The organism is Mycolicibacterium brumae (genome assembly GCF_025215495.1).
GTDB lineage: Bacteria > Actinomycetota > Actinomycetes > Mycobacteriales > Mycobacteriaceae > Mycobacterium > Mycobacterium brumae.
On record NZ_CP104302.1, the window covers coordinates 2,163,034 to 2,179,539 of the forward strand.

Here is a 16,506-nt window from a genome sequence, read left to right on the forward strand (position 1 = left end):
TTGCTCCCGGCGGGAATGCGATTCGAAAACGGCTACCTCGGCACACAATGCGCGGCGATCGACGAAAGCACCCTCGCCTGCCGCATCGTCCCGACGGACAGCCTCCGCGACCAGCCCGACAAATACTCCGAACACGGATTCGTCATCGCCCCGGACGGGAACTGGGGTTTCTAGCGCACTACCCGGACCACGGCATTCAAGATTGCGCGGGGAGCCACGTTTCCGGGTTGACAGTCAGCCAGCCGGCGAACCAGAACACCACAACCAGGAACACCGCCACCGGATACAAACGCGCCCAATGCTTTCGGAGCAACACCAGAACGCCGACGGTCATCACCCCGGCCTGCAGATACACCGCGGATTGCAGCGCCGAGGCGTTGGCGCCGAACACCCGAAGCGCCGGCCAGTACAACCAGGTCCCGAAGAACGCGACGTAGCCCGCCGCCCACACCGCCAGCACGCAGAGCGCCAGCACCAATAGAACCCTGCCGAGCATCCGCCACCGCGGCTCCCGCTGCGCGACCCGGCCCAGCAGCCAGGCCAACAGTGCCAGCAGGAGCGAGAGCGGGCCGATCCACTCCCAACTCAGGAAACTCAACCGCCCAGGCACCCCGGTCCGAGCAGCGCCTTGAGGTCTCCCATCAGCGCCGAGGACGGCGTCACCCGCAGCGACTGATCCAGTTCCAGGGTGGTGATCCGCTCACCGCTGATCAGCCGCAGGTGGATCTGGGTGGTGCCGGGATGCCGCGCCAGCACCTGCTTGAGCGCCGACACCTTGTCCATGGTGCACTGCCGGGTGGGCAGGCTCAGCGCGAGCGGGCGGCCGGCCTGCGCGCTGGTGAAGTCCGGGACGATCAGTTCGTGGGCGATCAGCGACAGCCGGTCGTCGCGCTTGTTGACCTTGGCCTTGACCAGGACCACCGCGTCGTCGGCGATGTCCGCGCCGAACATCGAATAGGTCTGCGGGAAGAACAACACCTCAATGCCACCGGTGAGGTCTTCCAATTGCGCTGAGGCCCAGGGCAATCCGTTCTTGTTCACCCGACGGTTCACCGATGCCAGGATGCCGCCGACCTGAACCTGGGCGCCGTCGGCGACGTCGCCCTCCAGGATCGCCGGGATCTGGGTGTCGACGTTGTTGGCCAGCAGGTGCGCGATGCCGTCCAGCGGGTGGCCGGACACGTACAAGCCCAGCATCTCTCGCTCCAAGGCGAGTCGGTGCTTGTCTTCCCACTCCTCGTCGGGGACCTTGATGGTGAAGACAGAATCGGTGCCGCCGTCTTCGTCGCCGCCGCCGAACAGGTCGAACTGGCCGATCGCCTCGGCCTTCTTGGTGCCCAACACCGAGTCGACGGCGTCGGTGTGCACCAGGAACAGGCCCTTGCGGGCGTGTTTGAGGGAGTCGAACGCGCCGGCTTTGATCAGCGATTCGGTGACCTTCTTATTGCAGGCCGCGATGTCGATCTTGTTGAGATAGTCGGAGAAATCGGTGAAGCGGCCCTTGGTCTCTCGCGTTTCGATCAGCGAGCCGACCACGTTGGCGCCGACGTTGCGGATGGCGCCCATGCCGAACCGGATGTCTTCGCCCACCGAGGCGAAGTTCAGTTCGGACTCGTTGACGTCGGGCGGCAGCACGGTGATGCCGAGGTGGCGGCAGTCGGCCAGGTACACCGCGGCCTTGTCCTTGTCGTCGCCGACCGAGGTCAAAAGCCCGGCCATGTACTCGGCCGGGTAGTTGGCCTTCAGGTACGCCGTCCAGTAGGACACCAGGCCGTAGCCGGCGGCGTGCGACTTGTTGAACGCGTACCCGGCGAACGGGAGGATGGTGTCCCACAGCGCCTTGACCGCCGCCTGGGAGAATCCGTTGGCGGTCATGCCCTCCTGGAAGCCCTTGTACTCGGCTTCGAGCACCTCGAGTTTCTTCTTGCCCATGGCTTTTCGGAGCGCGTCGGCCTTGCCCATGCTGTAGGAGGCGACCTTCTGGGCGATGAACATGATCTGCTCTTGGTAGACGATCAGACCGTAGGTCTCCGAGAGGATCTCCCGCAGCGGCTCTTCGAGTTCCGGGTGGATCGGTTTGATCGGCTGCCGGGCGTTCTTGCGGTCGGCGTAGTCGTTGTGGGCGTTCATGCCCATCGGGCCGGGCCGGTACAGCGCCAGCACCGCGACGATGTCGTTGAACTCGGTGGGCTGCATCCGGCGCAGCAGGTCCCGCATCGGCCCGCCGTCGAGCTGGAAAACGCCGAGAGTGTCGCCGCGGGACAGCAATTCGTAGGTCGCCGGGTCGTCGAACGGCAGCGTCTCCAGGTCCAGGTCGATGCCCCGGTTGGCTTTGATGTTCTCCAGGCAGTCCCCGATGATGGTCAGGTTCCGCAGGCCCAGGAAGTCCATCTTCAGCAGGCCGATGGCCTCGCACGACGGGTAGTCCCAGCCGGTGATGACCGCGCCGTCCTGCGGGCGGCGCCACAGCGGAATCGCGTCGATCAGCGGCTCGGAGCTCATGATCACCGCGCAGGCGTGCACGCCGGCGTTGCGGACCAGGCCCTCCAGGCCCTTGGCGGTCTCGTAGATGGTCCGCACATCCGGGTCGGTGTCGATCAGGGTGCGGACCTCGGCGGCTTCCTTATACCGCTCATGGGAGGGGTCGGTGATGCCGGACACCGGGATGTCCTTGGCCATGATCGGCGGCGGCAGCGCCTTGGTGATCCGGTCGGCGATGGCGAAACCGGGCTGGCCGTAATGCACCCGCGCGGAGTCCTTGATCGCGGCCTTGGTCTTGATGGTGCCGAAGGTGATGACCTGCGCGACCCGGTCGCTGCCCCACTTGTCGGCGGCGTAGCGCACCATCTCGCCGCGCCGACGGTCGTCGAAGTCGATGTCGATATCCGGCGCGGACGGGCGCTCCGGGTTCAGGAACCGCTCGAACAGCAGGCCGTGCGGAATCGGGTCGATATTGGTGATGGCCAGCGCGTAGGCGACCAGCGAACCGGCCGCCGACCCGCGGCCCGGTCCGACCCAGATGCCGATCGAGCGGGCGTAGCTGATCAGGTCGGCCACGATGAGGAAGTAGGACGGGAAGCCCTTGCCGCAGATGACGTCGATCTCGTACTCGGCGCGGTCGATGTAGTTCTGCGGAACCCCGTCCGGGAACCGGCGCCGCAAACCTTCGAGCACCTCGTGTCGCAGCCAGGAGCCCTGGTCGTGGCCTTCGGGCACCGGGAACACCGGCATCCGGTCGACGGGGGCCCACACGTCGGTGTACGGCTGAACCCGCTCGGCGATCAGCAGGGTGGAGTCACACGCGCCGGGCACCTCGTCGTCCCAGATGGCCCGCATCTCGGCGGCGGACTTGAGGTAGTAGCCGTCGCCGTCGAACTTGAACCGGGTGGGGTCCGACAGCGTCTTGCCGGTCTGGATGCACAGCAGCGCCTCGTGGTTCTGCGAGGCGTCGCGGGTTACGTAGTGGCAGTCGTTGGTGGCCAGCGGCGGGATGCCGAGCTTGCGGCCGACCTCCAGCAGTCCCTCGCGGACCCGTCGCTCGATGGACAGGCCGTGGTCCATCAGCTCCAGGAAGAAGTTGTCCGGGCCGAAAATCTCCCGCCACTTGGCGGCGGCCTCCAGCGCCTGCTGCTCGTGGCCGAGCCGCAGCCGGGTCTGCACCTCCCCGGACGGGCAGCCGGTGGTGGCGATGATGCCCTCGGCGTGCTCGGCGATGATCTCGGCGTCCATCCGGGGCCATTTGCCGAGCTGGCCCTCGAAAGACGCCAGCGAGCTCAGCTTGAACAGGTTGCGCAGGCCGGTGGCGTTCTCGGCGACCATCGTCATGTGCAGGTAGGCGCCGCTGGCGGAGACGTCGTCGGACTTCTGGCTGGGGTCGCCCCAGGTGACGCGCTTGGTGTTGAACCGCGACTCCGGGGCGATGTACGCCTCGATGCCGATGATCGGTTTGATGTCGGCCTTGACCGCGGCGTTGTAGAACTCGCTGGCGCCGAACATGTTGCCGTGGTCGGTCATGCCGATCGCGGGCATCTCCAGCCGCTTGGCCTCGGCGAGCATCGGGCTGACCTTGGCGGCCCCGTCGAGCATCGAATACTCGGTGTGGTTATGCAGATGCACGAAGGAGCCGGTGGTACCCATAGGCAGCCCAGTCTAGGACTGTTCACCGACAGGTCATGTTCACCCCGCGGGCCCTGACGGGTGTGTTGGGCGTGTCGCCCGCGATGACCCGCCGCGTGTCGCCCGGGCGGGCGCTATCGAGCCCGGGCTCGGCGCACCGCGTCGGTGCTGAACACGGCCAGCGCGACCCAGATCAACGCGAATCCGACCCAGCGGGCCGGTGGCATAGGTTCTCCCCCGACGACGATTCCCCAGGTCATCGCCATCGCCGGGGTGATGTACATCAGCAGTCCCAGGCTCACCAGTGGTAACCGTTGCGCGGCGGCGGCGAACAGCAGCAACGGGACGGCGGTGACCGGTCCGCTGAGAATCGTCAGCGCGGTGTGCCCGGCGCCCAGGCTCAGGAACGTCGAGGCCCCGGTGGCCGTCAGCACCACGATGTAGGCCAGCGCGATCGGCGTCATCAGGGCGGCCTCCACCCCGACGCTGATGGTCGGATCGACGGGGACGATCTTCTTCACCACGCCGTAGAGCGCGAAGCTGCCGGCCACCCCGAGCGCGATCCAGGGCGGAGATCCGGCCTCGATGGCGATGGTCAGCACCGCGACGACGGCGATTGCCAGCGCGGCCCACTGCGCCCGGTTGAGCCGCTCCCGAAACAGCAGCACCCCGAGCGCGACGGAGAACAGCGGGTTGATGAAGTAGCCGAGCGCGGCGTCGGTGACGTGGCCGTTGTTGACGGCGTAGATGTAGGTGCCCCAGTTGATCGAGATCAGCGTCGCCGAGGCGGTCAGCAGGCCCCAGGTGCGCGGGGACATCGCACGCAGCGCCCCCAGTCGGCGCATCAGCGCGACGACGATCAGCATGAACAGCGCGGTCCACACGATCCGGTGGGCCAGCACCTCGATGGCGCCCGAGGGCAGCAACAGCGGGAAGAAGGCCGGGAACAGGCCCCAGATGCCGTAGGCGCCCAGACCGTAGAGCAGACCGTCCCGGGATCCGCTCTGCCGGGGCTGCCCGCTCAATCCCGGCCGCGCAGCACGTCGAGCGCGTGCTGCAGGTCCTCGGGGTACGGGGCGGTGATCTCGATCCGGCGGCCGTCGGCGGGGTGGGCGAACGCCAGCGACCGGGCGTGCAGCCATTGCCGCTCCAGGCCCAGCTTCTTCGCCAGCGTGGGGTCCGCGCCGTAGGTGAGGTCACCGCAGCACGGGTGGCGCAGTGCGGAGAAATGCACCCGGATCTGGTGGGTGCGGCCGGTCTCCAGATGCACGTCGAGCAGGCTCGCCGCGGTGAAGGCCTCGATGGTGTCGTAGTGGGTGACGCTGTCCCGGCCGCCCTCGGCGACGGTGAACTTCCACTCCCCGCTGCGGTGCCGGCCGATCGGGGCGTCGATGGTGCCGCTGGACGGATCCGGGTGTCCCTGCACCAGCGCGTGGTAGCGCTTGTCGACGGTGCGCTGCTTGAACGCCCGCTTGAGCACGGTGTAGGCGTGTTCGGACAGCGCGACGACCATCACCCCGGAGGTGCCGACATCCAGGCGGTGCACGATGCCCTGCCGCTCATGCACGCCGGAGGTGGAGATCCGGTAGCCCGCGGCGGCCAGTCCCCCGAGCACCGTCGGGCCGTGCCAGCCGACGCCGGCGTGCGCGGCCACACCCGGGGGTTTGTCGACGGCGACGATGTCGTCGTCGGAGTAGAGAATCGTCATGCCCTCGATATCCTCGGGCGTGTTCTCCACCGGCGGCGGGGCCTCGGGGATCCGCACCGACAGCCAGGCGCCGTCGACGAGCTTGTCCGATTTTCCGACCACCGCGCCGTCCATCTCGACGCCGCCCTCCTCCGCGATGGCGGCGACGGCGGTGCGCGACAGGCCCAGCAGACGGGACACACCGGCGTCGACGCGCATGCCGGCCAATCCCTCCGGGATCGGCATGGAGCGGTCAGCCACTCTTTTCCTCGGCGTCTTCAGCGTCCGCGGCGCTGTCTGCGACGGCGTCCGCGTCGGCGTCGGCAACCGAGTCGGCGTCGGTGGCCGTATCGGCGTCGGTGGTCGTGTCGGCCGGTTTCGGCTTCGCGTCCGCGTCGCCGGGTCCGCCGTCGAAATCGTGCCCGAACAGGGAGAGCGCGACCAGCAGCACCGCGCCGGAGACCACCGCCGAGTCGGCGACGTTGAACACCGGCCACCAGCCGATGGACAGGAAATCGACGACGTGTCCCTGCAGGGCGCCCGGGGCGCGGAAGATGCGATCCATCAGATTGCCGAGTGCGCCGCCGAGGATCAGGCCCAGGCCCAGCGCCCACCACGGCGAGACGAGCCGTCGGCCCATCCAGATGATGCCGATGACCACGGCGATCGCGATCAAGGTCAGCACCCAGGTGTAGTTGGTGGCCATCGAGAACGCCGCGCCGGAGTTGCGGTAGAGCGTCCAGCTGACGGTGTCGCCGATGATGGGCACCGGCTGTCCGGGGGTGAGCAGTTTGACCGCGAGGACCTTGGTGGCGACGTCGATGGCGAGCACCACCGCGGCCACGCTCAGCAGCAGCGCGGTTCGTCGCCGCGGCTTGGGGGTTGCGTCCGTCACCCGACCATCATCCCCCACTGCCGCCGCGGCGCCGTCAACGGCATGATCACACCCATGACTCGAATCGTCGTGATCGCCACCGGCGGCACCATCTCCACCAGCGCCGGCGCCGACGGGGTCAAACGCCCGTCGCACTCTGGGCGCGAACTGATCGGTTCGCTCGGCGATGAATTCGGTGTGGCGATCGACATCGTCGAGCTGGCAGCCAAGGACAGTTCGGCGCTGGTTCCGGCCGACTGGGATCGCATCGCCGCGGCGGTGGCGTCGGCCGTCGACGGCGGCGCCGACGGGGTGGTGGTCACCCACGGCACCGACAGCATGGAGGAGACCGCGCTGTGGCTGGACCTGACGCTGGACACCGCCGCGCCGGTGGTGCTGACCGGGTCGCAGTTGCCCGCCGACGACCCAGACGCCGACGGCCCGGCGAACCTGGCCGACGCGGTCGGGTTGGCCGCCGAACCCGAGGCCGGTGGGCGCGGCGTGCTGGTTTGCCTGGGCGGGGAGGTGCTCGCGGCCGTCGGGTTGCACAAGGTGGGACCGGTGGCGCCGAGCGGATTCGCCGGGGCGCTGGCCGCCGACCGGCCACGGTTGACGGTGGGCGCGGCGTCGGCGGCAACGGCGCCGCGAGTGGACATTGTGGCGGCCTACCCGGGCGCCGACGGGGCAGCGTTCGACGGCTGCGTCGCGGCGGGGGCGCGCGGGATCGTGCTGGAGGCGATGGGCGCCGGCAACGCGGGGCCCGCCGTGGTGGAGGCGGTGCGGCGGTTGTGCGCTTCCGGTGTCGCGGTGGTGGTGTCGACGCGGGTTCCGTTCGGCGCCGTCGGCGCGGAGTACGGCCCGGGCGCGGAACTGGTGGCCGCGGGCGCGGTGATGGCTACTTCGCTGCGGCCGCCGCAGGCCCGGGTGCTGCTGATGGGTGTGCTGGCCGCGGGGTTGGACGTGGCCGAGACGTTCGCGCGTTGGGGGTGAGCGCGAGGGCCAAACTTGGATCGCCACGGTGAACTGGATCGCCACGGTGATCCATGCGGAGCGCTTCGGCGAAATATGAGCGATTTCTCGCCCAGGTGATCCATGTGGATCGACTGGGCGGAGGATCGGCGAGGACACAGCCGTGGCGCGGGATCACGCCCATGGCCTCCGGCCACGCACATCGCTGCGGCGAGCTCACTCCGGGTCGGCCGGGCGCCAATCCCAATCCAGGCTCGCCAGCGGGTCGGCGCGGCGCAGGTCCGGGTCGTCGCACACCAGCGTGCGGGCCACCCCGGGTCCGGTGGCCCGGGTCTCGAAGCGCACCGTCACCACCCCGTGCCCGGCGCCCTGCACCCAGCCGTGGCCGTACTCGGGGTGCGCGACGTCGTCGCCGATCCGCCACTGCCCCGCCACCCGTTCTGCCGCCGGGGCGGGCGCGGTCGTGACCTCCTCGCCGTCGACGGCGGGGTGGTCAAGATCCGGGAACAGTGACTCCTGCAGCACATCGGACAGGCCCGAAAACCCCACGCCGAGAAGGCGAATCGGCCCGATCTCGACCGGGTCGAGCAGCAGCCGCCGAGCCGTCGCTGTCAACGCCGGAAGGTCCGCCGTCGCGTACGGCAGGGTCGCCGATCGGGTAAGGATCGACATATCGGAGCGTTTCAGCTTCACCGTCACGGTGCGCGCGCCGCGGCCGTCGCGCACCAGACGGCGGTAAGCGTCGTCGGCGATCGGCGGAATCGCGTCGCGAAGCTGGTCCAGGGTGACCAGGTCGGCGGCGAAGGTGGATTCGGAGCTGATCTGCTTGGCCTCGGCGCGCTCGGCCACCGGCCGGTCATCGATGCCGCGGGCCAGCCGCTGCAGCGCCGGGCCGATGCCGGCGCCGAGGATGTCGGCGGCCTCGTGGTCGTCGAGGGCGGCGAGCTGCCCGACGGTGTCGATGCCGAGGCGGTGCAGCCGATCCTCGGCGACCGGGCCGATCCCCCACAGCCGTCGCACCGGCAGACCGTCGAGCAGCACCGGTTCCTCCTCGCGGCGCAGCACCCGGATCCCGTCGGGTTTGGCCAGCCCGGATCCGATCTTGGCGATCTGCTTACCCGAGCCGGCGCCCACCGAGGCGACGAGCCCGGTCTCGGCCAGCACGTCGGCGCGCAGGCTCGCGCAGAAGTCCACGACCTGTTCGGCGCTCGCCCCGACCAGTTCGGCGGGCTCGCCGAACGCCTCGTCGAAGGACAGTTGCTCCAGCACCGGGATGCGCGCCCGGACGGTGTCGAACACGCGGTGGCTGGCCACCCGGTACACCGACCCGCGCGGCGGCAGCACCACCGCGCTCGCCCCGACCAGCCGTCGGGCCTGATGCATCGGCATCGCCGAGCGGGCCCCGAACACCCGGGATTCGTAGCTCGCGCCGGCCACCACCCCGCGACCGCCCAGGCCGCCGACCAACACCGGCCGGCCGCGCAGCGTGGGGCGGGTCAACTGCTCGACGGATGCGAAGAACGCGTCCATGTCGAGGTGCAGAACCCAGCGCGTCACCCCATCAGTCTGACCCGCGGGGATTCCTCAGGTGATCGCGGTTGGCGGTCGACGCGGCGCCCCGATGTCCTAGCATCGAGGAAATGCCACGGACCACCGGATACCGCCGTCATACCTGCGGGCTGGCCGTGGCGCTGGCGACCGCCCTCACCGCGTCGTCATGCGCGATCGTCGAATCCGGAACACCGCGGGCGATGTTCGCCACCACCACCATCGACGGCGTTCGGCTCACCGCGTCCAGCACCGGCCTCGACGATCCCCTGCGCATCGGCGGCAGCGATGTGGCCGCGCCCGACGCTCCAGTGGTGGTGGCCGGGATCGCCCCGGTGCGGGTGACCGCCGGCGACGGCCCGCCCACCGCGCCGGTGACCTTGACCTTCGACCTCACCGACCGGCCCGACCTGAGCGAGCGGTTCAGCGCATCCGTCGCCCCGGTGGTGCAGTCAGTGTCGGCCACCGATCCCGACCGCACCGAGCTGACCCCGGCGCGCTGGGACCCGGAGCGCCGCACCGCCACCGCCGAAGTCAGCCAGCTGACCGATCACCAGTTGCGGGTCTTCGACAATGTCCGCGGGCTCATCCCGCAGCCGCAACCGGCCGCCGACCCGCCGGACGAACCCTGCGCGCAGAACAGCGAACTGCGCCTTGGCGTCCGGTCGACCCCACACCCACCGACACGCTGATCGCCGAGGCGATCCAGCACGCCGCCGGAGACCCCGACGGCGTGCTGGTCGGAGATTCCCAGGACACGTTCGACCTCGCCGCCGGCGCCACCGACGGCCAGATCGGGTTCCGCCTGGAGCCCTATGGGGTGCTGCTGGCCATCGCTCTGGAGGCGGTCAGCATGTATCCGGTGTCCCGTTCGGTGGCCGCCGCGGTCCTCGCCTCCGCAGACCTGGCCGACTGCGCGGCGGACCTCTTCCAACTGCCCGTCGACAACGGGGTCGCCGCCACCAGTCTGCTGCGGGCTCTGGGTGGTCTCGGTGGCTGCGTCGCCTCGGTGGCCGAGGCCGCCGGCCAGGCCGGCGCCGGCGCCGTCGGCGCCGTGCTGTCCCTGGTGACCTCGCTGCCGGTGCTGCTCGCCAACTCGGTGTGGGGAGCGTTCGCCGAGGCGCTCAATCGGTACAGCAAGATCACCATGACGCTGAGTTCCGGCGCGGGCGTCGGCGCCGCCCGGCCGTTGGCGAGTCTGTCGTCGTGTTACTGCACCGAGATGGGTGAGTTCGGAAACTCCTCGCTCGGCGTCGAAGAGTCGGAGAACGTGTTCCGGTTGGAGCGGACCAAGGACCTCGGGCACTGGTCGGTCGACTCCGGGCAGCTGCTGAAGGCCGATCTCCGGTGGCTGTCGGTCGACGGCGCGGAGATCCTCGACGACCGGCGCACGGACAACACCCACCATTGCCTGGTGTTTCTGGAACTGATCACACCCGACGGGGAGAAGCTGATCGACACCGAGTTCCCGTGCGGCAGTGTGGAATCCGAACAACGCGCGTGGAGCACGGAGCAGCCGGGGGTGTTCATCGCCCGTGCCACCGCCGAACTCTCCGAACGCGACGGGGATGAGCGGAGGGTGCTGGACCGGGTGGTCGCCGAGACCCCGATCATCGTCAAACCGGCCGCATGAGCGCTGTGCCGGAGTGCCCCGTCTAGTCTGACGGGCATGGATGACGTGCCGATCCGCGACGCCTCGATCCGGCTGGGCCAGTTCCTCAAGTTGGCCGGGCTGATCGATTCCGGGGCAGACGCCAAGACCGAGATCGGCGACGGGATGGTGAAGGTCAACGGCGAGGTCGAGCTGCGCCGTGGCCGCCAGCTGGTGGCCGGGGACGTGGTCGAGCACGAGGGCCGGCAAGCACGGGTTTCGTCCTGAGCGAATGAACATCGGCAGCGTGCTCGGGCTCGAACAGCTCACCTGGAGCACGCTGATCCTGGTGGTCATCGCGGCCCTCGCGGCCGGCTGGGTCGATGCCGTCGTCGGCGGTGGCGGACTGCTGCAGCTCCCCGCGCTGCTGCTGATCCCCGGGATCACCCCGGTGCAGGCCCTGGCCACGAACAAGTTCGGGTCGGTGTTCGGCACCGCGACGAGCAGCATCACGTATTACCGCCGGGCGAAGCCCGACATTCGCACCGCGATCCCGATGGCGCTGGTCGCGATGGCGGGGTCGTTCGGCGGGGCCGCCGTGGCGACCGTGCTGCCGCCCGCCGCGTTCAAGCCCATCATCGTGGTGGCTCTACTCGCCGTCGCCCTCTTCACCGCGGTCACGCCGCAGTTGGGAGCGGCCACGCGGCTGCGCTTCAGCGGGCACAAGCATCACGTCATGGCGGGTCTGGCGGGGTTCGCGATCGGGTTCTACGACGGGATGATCGGGCCCGGCACCGGAACGTTCCTGGTGATCACCCTCGTCGCCCTGCTCGGTTACGACTTCCTCCAGGCGAGCGCGAAGGCCAAGATCGTGAACTTCGCGACGAACTTCGGCGCGCTGCTGCTGTTCATCCCGCACGGCGCGGTGCTCTGGCTGCTCGGAGGGATCCTCGCCGTCGCCAATATGACGGGCAGTTATCTCGGATCGCGCATGGCGATCGCCAAGGGGACGGGTTTCATCCGTGTGGTGTTCCTCGTCGTCGTGATCGCGCTGATCGCGAAGCTCGGGGTCGACGTGTGGAAGGGTTCAGCCGCGTCGCCCGGCACGCTCGGCAAAGGCGTCGAGCGCGTCGAGCACGTCGGGCGCGCGCCAGATGCGGCCACGGGCGCGCCCGGACGATTCGATGAGGATCCCCGCCTCGACCAGCGGATCCACATGGCGACGCGGGTGGTCGGTGCTCAACCCGAGTTCCTCCCGCAGTAGCGCGCCGTTGACGACGGGCCGACGGACCAACAGGTCCGCGACCCGCCACGCGGCGGCGTCCGACCGCACGGTCAGCAGGTCATTCCAGCCGGCGCGGATGGCCCGCAGCTCGGCGATCAGCAGCCGACCGTTCCACACTGCCCTCAGACTCGCGTGGGCGAACTTTTCGGCAATCGGGACCGCATCGCCGTCTCGATAGGCTGTGAGCGCCGCGATGTACCCGTCGGTGTCAGCCAGCAGTCCCGCCGACACCGGAACTGTCACCTGCCGGGTCAACTCCTTGTTGCGCAGCATCGACTGAACCAGTGCCCGGCCGGTGCGGCCGTTGCCGTCGGTGAAGGGGTGGATCGTTTCGAATTGCGCGTGCGCGACCGCAATCTGCGTCAAGAACGGCTGGTCATCGCGCTGTGCGTAAGCGATCAAATCATCGATCGAACCCTGAACGCGGGCGTGATCGGGAGGCACGAATTCGGCCGACAGCGGGCTGTTCCCACCACCGATCCAGATCGCTTCTTCGCGCCAGCGACCAGGCGTGTGACGGGGCTGTCCGGCCATCAACGCCTCGTGCATGGCAAGGATCGCCTCGGCAGTGATCGTGTCCGACAACGCGATGGCGGTCTGCATGGCAGCGGTGTTCGCGACAATGAGTTCGGCGTTGAGTGTGCCCTTCGCGCCCGGCAGTTCGGCTTCGGCGACGGCCCGAGCCGATGCCGTGAGGTTCTCGATCCGAGAACTGGCTGCGGACTCCGAACGCAACAGCACCGAGGCGAAAGGCGCGATCTCACCGCCGAGTTCGGCGTCGAACCGGACGATTTCGCAGCTGGCGTCCTCGACCTCGGCCTGCACGGATCGCGGCAACCCGAAATCGAGGGCGCCGATCGGCGCGGGGATCGCCGCCTGGTACGCGCCCCCCCGGTTCGACGCACGGGAGTAGCCGGGATCGAGACTCGGCCGCCATTGCAGAGTCTCGTAGGTCACCGGGGTAAGTGTCGCCATCGCTCTAGGATAACGACACTTAGATACTTAAGTGTCGTTAAGAGACGAGGATACCGACGCTTAAGCGGAGTTGTGCGCCCGGCTGATCGACACCCGGACGCCGTCGCCGATCTCGGAGCCTTCCGGCAATTCGCCGGCTCCGGCGAATTCGAAGCTGGTGGCCAGGATCTCGCCGGCCATCAGCTCGCGGTGCGCGGCAGCCCAGTCGGCCTTCGCGGCGGGGACGTCCATCACCACCGAGATCCGGTCGGAGACATCGAGACCGGAACTCTTTCGCAGCTCCTGCAGCTCACGGATCCGGTCCTTGGCCCAGCCCTCGGCCTCCAGCTCCTCGGTGACGGCGCCGTCGAGCACCACCAGTCCGGCGCCGTCGGGCAGCGCGTGGGTCCACTCCGGGTCTGCGGCGACCAGCTTTGAGGTGTACTCCCCCTCGATCAGGGTCGCCGGACCTGCGGTCAGGGTGCCGTCGGGGTTGAGCACCGCCTCGCCGGCCTTGACGGCCTTGATCGCGGCCTGAACGTCCTTGCCGATCCGCGGGCCGGCGGCCCGGGCGTTGACGGTCAACTCGAAGCGGCCGTGGGTGTCGATGTCGTTGGTCAGTTCGATGGCCTTGACGTTGAGTTCGTCGGCGATCAGTTCGGCGAACGGCGCCAGCTGATCCGGATCATCAGTCGCCACAGTGACTTTCGGCAGCGGCAGCCGGACCCGGAGCTTCTTGGCCTTGCGCAGCGCGGAGCCGGCCGAGCAGACGTCGCGCACCCGGTCCATCGCCGCCACCAATGCCGGGTCGTGCGGCAGGTCGGCGTCCGGCCAATCGGTCAGATGCACCGAGCGCCCGCCGGTCAGATCCCGCCAGATGGTCTCGGTGAGCATCGGCAGCAGCGGCGCGGCCAGTCGGCAGGTCACCTCCAGCACGGTGTGCAGGGTGTCGATGGCTTGCGCGTCCTCGTCCCAGAACCGGTTTCGGGACCGGCGCACGTACCAGTTGGTCAGCGCCTCGGTGAACTGACGCAGCTGTTCGCAGGCGCCGGAGATGTCGCAGGAGTCCAGCGCCGCGGTCAGATCGTCACGCAATTGGGCCAGCTTCGCCAGGACGTAGCGGTCCAGCACATTCTCCGAGTCCACACGCCAGGTCCCGCGCCGCGGGGCGTACAGCGCCAAGAAGCTGTAGGCGTTCGACAGCGGCAGCAGCACCTGGCGGACCGCCTCGCGGATGCCCTGCTCGGTGACGATCAGGTTGCCGCCGCGCAGGATCGGCGAGGCCATCAGGAACCAGCGCATGGCGTCGGAGCCGTCCCGGTCGAACACCTCGGAGACATCCGGGTAGTTGCGCAGCGACTTGCTCATCTTCTGGCCGTCGTTGCCGAGCACAATCCCGTGCGCCACACAGGTTTTGAACGCCGGCTTGTCGAACAGCGCGGTGGCTAGCACGTGCAGGGTGTAGAACCAGCCGCGCGTCTGCCCGATGTACTCGACGATGAAATCGCCAGGGAAATGCGGCACTTCGCCGTTGCCGCCGTCAAACCAGTCCCGATTCTCGAACGGGTAGTGCACCTGCGCGAACGGCATCGAGCCCGAGTCGAACCAGACGTCGAAGACGTCCTCGATGCGACGCATGGTGGAGCGGCCGGTCGGATCGTCGGGGTTGGGCCGGGTCAGCTCGTCGATGAACGGCCGGTGCAGATTGTCCGGGCGCACCCCGAAGTCGCGCTCCAGCGCATCGAGGCTGCCGTACACGTCGATCCGGGGGTAGGCCGGGTCGTCGGAGCGCCAGACCGGAATGGGGCTGCCCCAGTACCGGTTTCGGGAGATCGACCAGTCCCGGGCGTTCGACAGCCACTTGCCGAACTGGCCATCCTTGACGTGCTCGGGGTGCCAGGTGATCTGCTGGTTGAGCTCGACCATCCGATCCCGGAACTCGGTGACCTTGATGAACCAGGACGACACCGCCCGGTAGATCAGCGGTTTGCGGCACCGCCAGCAGTGCGGGTAGGAGTGCTCGTAGGTTTCGTGGCGCAGCAGCACTGCCCCATTCGCGCCGGCCGAACCGGTGTGGTTCTTTAGATCCCGGATGATGTTCGGGTTGGCGTCGAAAACCTGCTGGCCGGCGTAGTCCGGCACGCTTGCGTCGAAACGCCCCCTGGAGTCCACCGGGGTGGCCACCACGATCCCGACGGTGTCGGTGGTGGCCTTGTCGTCCTCGCCGTAGGCGGGCGCCATGTGCACGATCCCGGTGCCGTCATCGGTGGTGACGAAGTCCGCCGGCAGCACCTGGAATGCGTTGACGGCGGTGTCACCGGTGGTGAAGTACGGGAACGGTGGCAGGTAGGTCAGGCCCAGCAGCTCCGCGCCGGTGTGCGTGGAGACGATCTCCGGCTCCTCGCCGAGCTCGCGGGCGTACGCCGCCAGCCGGGCCTTGGCCAACACGTACCGGTTGCCGTCGGGCGCCGCGACGACGACGTAGTCGACCTCGGGGTGCACGGCGACGGCCTGGTTCGACGGCAGGGTCCACGGCGTCGTCGTCCACACCAGCAGCCGGGCGCCGGCCAGCGGGCCGTCGGGCATCAGGAAGCCGACGGTCAGCGCCGGGTCCTGGCGAGACTGATAGACGTCGTCGTCCATCCGCAGTTCGTGATTGGACAGCGGGGTCTCGTCGTTCCAGCAGTACGGCAGCACCCGGAAGCCCTCGTAGGCCAGGCCCTTGTCCCACAGTTGCTTGAATGCCCAGATCACCGACTCCATGAAGGTCAGGTCCAGGGTCTTGTAGTCGTTGTCGAAGTCGACCCAGCGGGCCTGCCGGGTGACGTAGGCCTCCCACTCCTTGGTGTAGCGCAGCACCGAGTCGCGGCAGGCGTCGTTGAACGCGCCGATGCCCATCGCCTCGATCTGGGCCTTGTCGGTGATGTCGAGCTGGCGCTGCACCTCCAACTCGGCGGGCAGGCCGTGGGTGTCCCAGCCGAACCGGCGGTCCACCTTGTAGCCGCGCATGGTGCGGTACCGCGGCACGATGTCCTTGACGTAGCCGGTCAGCAGGTGGCCGTAGTGCGGCAATCCGTTGGCGAACGGCGGGCCGTCGTAGAACACGTACTCGGGGGCGTCTTGGCGGCGGTCGATGCTGGCCCGGAAGGTGTCGTCGGCCGCCCAGAACTTCAGCACGTCGATTTCCAGCGACGGGAAGTTGGGGGTGCCGCCGGCGAAGCGGGGATAAGCCTGCGAGGTCACGACGTCGTCTCCTGTGCCCAATGTTTCGGCACGGGGACGACGACGCGCATGGTGCGCGAGCGCCGCGGTACCACCCCGCTTGCGCGCACAAGGCACGCCGCTCATCGTGCGGGCGATGACGGGCCCACCCGTTCGGTTCTACTGGGTCGGGAGTGCGACCGTTCTTCCGAAGGCTCCCCGGTGATGGCCGGATCAACGCCTGTGCGGCTGATTCTAACCGAGGCCGAAGCCCGGCCGAA

General features: G+C 68.8%; 13 protein-coding genes and 1 pseudogene. 6 read left to right on the forward strand and 8 right to left on the reverse strand.

Features of this window, described 5'->3' with window-relative positions:
• Positions 1-15: 15 nt before the first annotated feature.
• Positions 16-174 carry a hypothetical protein gene (locus L2Z93_RS10480; RefSeq protein WP_162561840.1) on the forward strand — a complete coding sequence of 53 codons (159 nt, stop codon included), beginning with the start codon at positions 16-18 and terminating at the stop codon, positions 172-174.
• A 22-nt stretch (positions 175-196) separates the two neighbouring features.
• On the opposite strand, the gene L2Z93_RS10485 is transcribed toward L2Z93_RS10480, so the two are convergent.
• The 5 genes from L2Z93_RS10485 to lspA form a co-directional block, all read right to left on the reverse strand.
• Positions 197-598 (reverse strand): hypothetical protein, encoded by a 402-nt coding sequence (locus L2Z93_RS10485; protein ID WP_128111866.1) that lies wholly within the window; start codon positions 596-598, stop codon positions 197-199.
• Positions 595-4,137, reverse strand: coding sequence for a DNA polymerase III subunit alpha (dnaE, locus tag L2Z93_RS10490; RefSeq protein ID WP_090585040.1), 3,543 nt, complete (start codon positions 4,135-4,137; stop codon positions 595-597). Before dnaE ends, L2Z93_RS10485 begins: the two co-directional genes overlap by 4 nt.
• Before the next feature lie 113 nt (positions 4,138-4,250).
• Positions 4,251-5,141 (reverse strand): EamA family transporter RarD, encoded by an 891-nt coding sequence (gene rarD / locus L2Z93_RS10495; RefSeq protein WP_165782306.1) that lies wholly within the window; start codon positions 5,139-5,141, stop codon positions 4,251-4,253.
• Positions 5,138-6,064 (reverse strand): RluA family pseudouridine synthase, encoded by a 927-nt coding sequence (locus L2Z93_RS10500; protein WP_090585045.1) that lies wholly within the window; start codon positions 6,062-6,064, stop codon positions 5,138-5,140. The genes rarD and L2Z93_RS10500 overlap by 4 nt, the downstream gene beginning before the upstream one ends.
• Positions 6,057-6,716 carry a signal peptidase II gene (gene lspA / locus L2Z93_RS10505; RefSeq protein ID WP_090585047.1) on the reverse strand — a complete coding sequence of 220 codons (660 nt, stop codon included), beginning with the start codon at positions 6,714-6,716 and terminating at the stop codon, positions 6,057-6,059. Before lspA ends, L2Z93_RS10500 begins: the two co-directional genes overlap by 8 nt.
• A gap of 36 nt (positions 6,717-6,752) precedes the next feature.
• On the opposite strand from lspA, the gene L2Z93_RS10510 reads away from it, so the two are divergent.
• On the forward strand, positions 6,753-7,667 hold the full coding sequence (locus tag L2Z93_RS10510; protein ID WP_090585200.1) for an asparaginase: 915 nt from the start codon (positions 6,753-6,755) through the stop codon (positions 7,665-7,667).
• A 195-nt stretch (positions 7,668-7,862) separates the two neighbouring features.
• Here L2Z93_RS10510 and L2Z93_RS10515 read toward each other — a convergent pair whose 3' ends face one another.
• Positions 7,863-9,203, reverse strand: a complete 1,341-nt coding sequence (locus tag L2Z93_RS10515; RefSeq protein ID WP_090585049.1) for a DNA polymerase IV — start codon at positions 9,201-9,203, stop codon at positions 7,863-7,865.
• An 83-nt stretch (positions 9,204-9,286) separates the two neighbouring features.
• On the opposite strand from L2Z93_RS10515, the gene L2Z93_RS10520 reads away from it, so the two are divergent.
• From L2Z93_RS10520 to L2Z93_RS10535, 4 genes and pseudogenes are all read left to right on the forward strand, one after another.
• Positions 9,287-9,886, forward strand: a complete 600-nt coding sequence (locus L2Z93_RS10520) for a hypothetical protein (RefSeq protein WP_090585051.1) — start codon at positions 9,287-9,289, stop codon at positions 9,884-9,886.
• Positions 9,887-9,927: 41 nt separating this feature from the next.
• On the forward strand, positions 9,928-10,827 hold the full coding sequence (locus tag L2Z93_RS10525; RefSeq protein ID WP_090585053.1) for a hypothetical protein: 900 nt from the start codon (positions 9,928-9,930) through the stop codon (positions 10,825-10,827).
• A 36-nt stretch (positions 10,828-10,863) separates the two neighbouring features.
• Complete coding sequence (locus L2Z93_RS10530; RefSeq protein ID WP_090585055.1) at positions 10,864-11,073, forward strand: RNA-binding S4 domain-containing protein; 210 nt, start codon at positions 10,864-10,866, stop codon at positions 11,071-11,073.
• Between the two features lie 4 nt (positions 11,074-11,077).
• Positions 11,078-11,839, forward strand: a pseudogene (locus L2Z93_RS10535) (sulfite exporter TauE/SafE family protein); the annotation flags it as partial.
• A gap of 33 nt (positions 11,840-11,872) precedes the next feature.
• Here the strand turns inward: L2Z93_RS10535 and L2Z93_RS10540 are convergent.
• Together L2Z93_RS10540 and ileS are read right to left on the reverse strand one after the other, a co-directional pair.
• Entirely contained in the window at positions 11,873-13,045 is a 1,173-nt protein-coding gene (locus L2Z93_RS10540) for a Fic family protein (RefSeq protein WP_090585059.1), read from the reverse strand.
• 60 nt (positions 13,046-13,105) lie between these two features.
• A complete protein-coding gene (gene ileS, locus L2Z93_RS10545; RefSeq protein WP_090585061.1) occupies positions 13,106-16,372 on the reverse strand; it encodes an isoleucine--tRNA ligase in 3,267 nt (1,088 codons plus the stop codon).
• Positions 16,373-16,506 lie beyond the last annotated feature (134 nt).